Annotated in this window: 3 protein-coding genes; 1 reads left to right on the top strand and 2 read right to left on the bottom strand. The window is 40.0% G+C overall.

Annotation, left to right across the window (positions count from 1 at the left end):
- Positions 1-249 precede the first annotated feature (249 nt).
- A complete protein-coding gene (ppiC, locus tag VLN09_RS04775) occupies positions 250-528 on the top strand; it encodes a peptidylprolyl isomerase PpiC (RefSeq protein ID WP_325244195.1) in 279 nt (92 codons plus the stop codon).
- A gap of 498 nt (positions 529-1026) precedes the next feature.
- On the opposite strand, the gene VLN09_RS04770 is transcribed toward ppiC, so the two are convergent.
- Together VLN09_RS04770 and VLN09_RS04765 are read right to left on the bottom strand one after the other, a co-directional pair.
- Positions 1027-2391: an aromatic acid/H+ symport family MFS transporter gene (locus VLN09_RS04770; protein ID WP_325244193.1), complete on the bottom strand. Its 1365-nt coding sequence runs from the start codon at positions 2389-2391 to the stop codon at positions 1027-1029.
- 279 nt (positions 2392-2670) lie between these two features.
- A partial coding sequence (locus VLN09_RS04765; protein WP_325244191.1) for an alpha/beta hydrolase occupies positions 2671-2874 on the bottom strand: 204 nt, incomplete at its 5' end.

Raw genomic sequence — 2874 nt, 5'->3', positions numbered from 1 at the left:
CTCATGGTAAGCGAGATCACTTATATCTGGACAAATAAGGGCTGGCTGTACTTGGCAGGGGTTAAATGTGCCAGATGCATTGTACTGTGTACTGACAGTGACACTCAAAAGTCATCGATTCTCATCCAAACAGTAGCGCCTGTATAGATAATGATTTTTGATGAAGTAGAGCATACAAGTGAGGTTAGCAACCAAGGCAAGTAGTGATATAATGCCCGGATAATCGATATTTTATGAAGGGTTTACATTATGGCTCGTACAGCTAGCGCATTACACATTTTAGTAAAAGACAAAGAACTGGCTGACGACATTATTGCCAAGCTTAAAAAAGGCGCACAGTTTGATGTGCTGGCTAAGCAACACTCAACCTGCCCATCAGCTAAAAAAGGCGGCAACTTAGGTGAGTTTAAAAAAGGCCAAATGGTACCAGCATTTGATAAAGTCTGCTTCAGTGGCGAACTCTTCACCCCACATTTAGTGAAAACTAAATTTGGCTGGCATGTGGTTAAAGTGCTGTATAGAACATAAGACTTAAAGTCGAAGCCTTGACTGTATGAGATAGACCAAATGTTAAGTCGCTTGCTAGAATCACTGTAAATGATAGCAACACTAACAAGCGGCTTATTGGCTATGAATACTGGTCGGCAGTACTTAAGTAATAGCTACCATCTTTTAAGATTCAGAGACAACCGCATAACGCTCGTTACGATGCTCAGGATGCTCAATCTCATCAAGCATGGCGATGGCAAAATTAGCATAACTGGTATAAGCCTCGCCTTTGCTATTCACTAAAGCCACATTGCTACCGGTATCATAACGGCCTGTACGTTTACCTTGTGCATCGAACAGACCACAGGGGCTTAGATAAACTCGAGGTTAAGGTTTTATCTTTATCTCTAAGTATTATTTCTATAATAGAATTATTCATAAATATATTATTAATATTAAAAAAGCGTACCCACATCGTGAATACGCTAAAAGCTATATAATAAGAATATCTCAATGAAAGTAGGCTCTAAGTCAAATTTAGGTCGCTATAGGTGTATCTAAAGTGACTGATTTTTCTTGGATTTTTTTACTATCTACTGCTGCATTAAGGTTTACAAAGAAAATAGCAACGGCTGCAATTATTCCTGGTATGGCGATAAACAAAAAGTTAGTCTGGTGGCTTAGCTCAAGTGTAAGTAGCGCCCCAGTTAAGATAGGACCTACGATAGCGCCAATACGGCCGATACCCGATGCCCAGCCCATAGCTGTCGTACGTACAGCAGTCGGATAATACTGAGCGACAAAGGTATAGAGTAGTATCTGTGAGCCAATAGTAGTAGCACCTGCAATAGCGATTAAGGTATATAGCACCACTTGAGGGCTATTGTAGCCAAGTAATATCAACGCGGCTGCACCAGCGACAAACATAACGGTTAATACAGGCTTTAGATGGAATCTATCGGCCAGCACACCGCCACCAATAGCACCGACCATACCGCCAATATTGAGCGCAAATAAGAACAGCATACTAGCGCCTAGCGAGTAACCTGCTTGAATCATCAGTTTTGGTAACCAGCTGGCGAGAGCGTATACCATTAACAAGCACATAAAGAAGGCTACCCAAAACATAATGGTAGTAAAGCCTCGATTTTTTAGGAATAACGCTTTGATAGGAGCGTCATCTCCTTTGGTTGGTTCATCTAAGATTAAATCAGTAGAGGCCGTGATAGTCTCTTGTGGTGCAAGTTTGCGAACAATTTTTTTAGCTTCGTCATGTCTTTTTTCTTTGACCAAATACATCAAAGATTCAGGCAGCATTTTCCAAATGATTGGTAATAGCAAGGTAGGTATTCCTGCAATATAAAACATAATCTCCCAACCATAATCTACCACTAAAAACGATCCTAGCAATGCCGATGCCATTCCGCCTATCGCGTAACCACTAAACATAATAGCGACTAGAGTACTACGAATACGTTTTGGAGCATATTCGGAGGTTAACGCTACACAGATGGGCATCACGCCGCCGATACCTAAGCCTGCAATAAAGCGCAAAGCAGCAAACTGCATTGGACCATTAGCAAAAGCGCCAAGAAAAGTAAAGCTACTGAACAAACCAACACAAATCATAATGGTTTTTTTGCGTCCAATCTTGTCTGAGAGGGTCCCAAAAATCATGGCACCAAACATCATGCCAAAAAGTGCTGCGCTGGCAAGAAAGCCTGCTTGTACTGCAGTCAATGACCATTCTTCCATCAGTAACGGTAGGGCTACGCCATAAATGATGAGATCATAACCATCAAAGATAATGATCAGTAGACACCAAAACAGCACTTTCCAGTGAAAAGGGGCAAATTTGGCTTCATCAATAACTTTATTGATGTTTAAGGTAGGTGATTCCATTCATTTTTCTCCGTGGGTAATATCCCTATATGTCTTTATTAAGTTATTGTTTTCTATCAAGTAAGTCAAAAACCATCTGAGTATTAATTTATACCTATAAGGTATAGAGTTTTAATGTAACTTAATAAAGGGCAGTGATATGTGGTAAAAAACAGAAAAGAAAAGCACCTGTATATTTAAAAGATATACAGGTGCTTTTCTTAAACTGAATGAAAGATTTAAATTCTGAGTTATTAGACTGCTTTTTTGTTACTAAAAAATCTGACGATATCCGTAACGTTATTGGTCATGCAAATATTGTTTGATTAATTGATTGAACACGTCAGGCTTTTCGATATTTGAGATGTGTGAGGCATCGATAGTAGCCAGCTTAGCGTTAGGTATATGATCGACCATATATTGACCATCGGCAACCGTCGTCACTGGGTCTTCAGATCCTGCAACTACTGTGACGGGTACACGAATATCTTGTAATTGCTCGCG

Source organism: Psychrobacter sp. (assembly GCF_035469765.1).
GTDB lineage: Bacteria > Pseudomonadota > Gammaproteobacteria > Pseudomonadales > Moraxellaceae > Psychrobacter.
The sequence above is the reverse complement of the archived record's forward strand: the minus strand, read 5'-3'. Positions and strand labels throughout refer to the sequence as shown.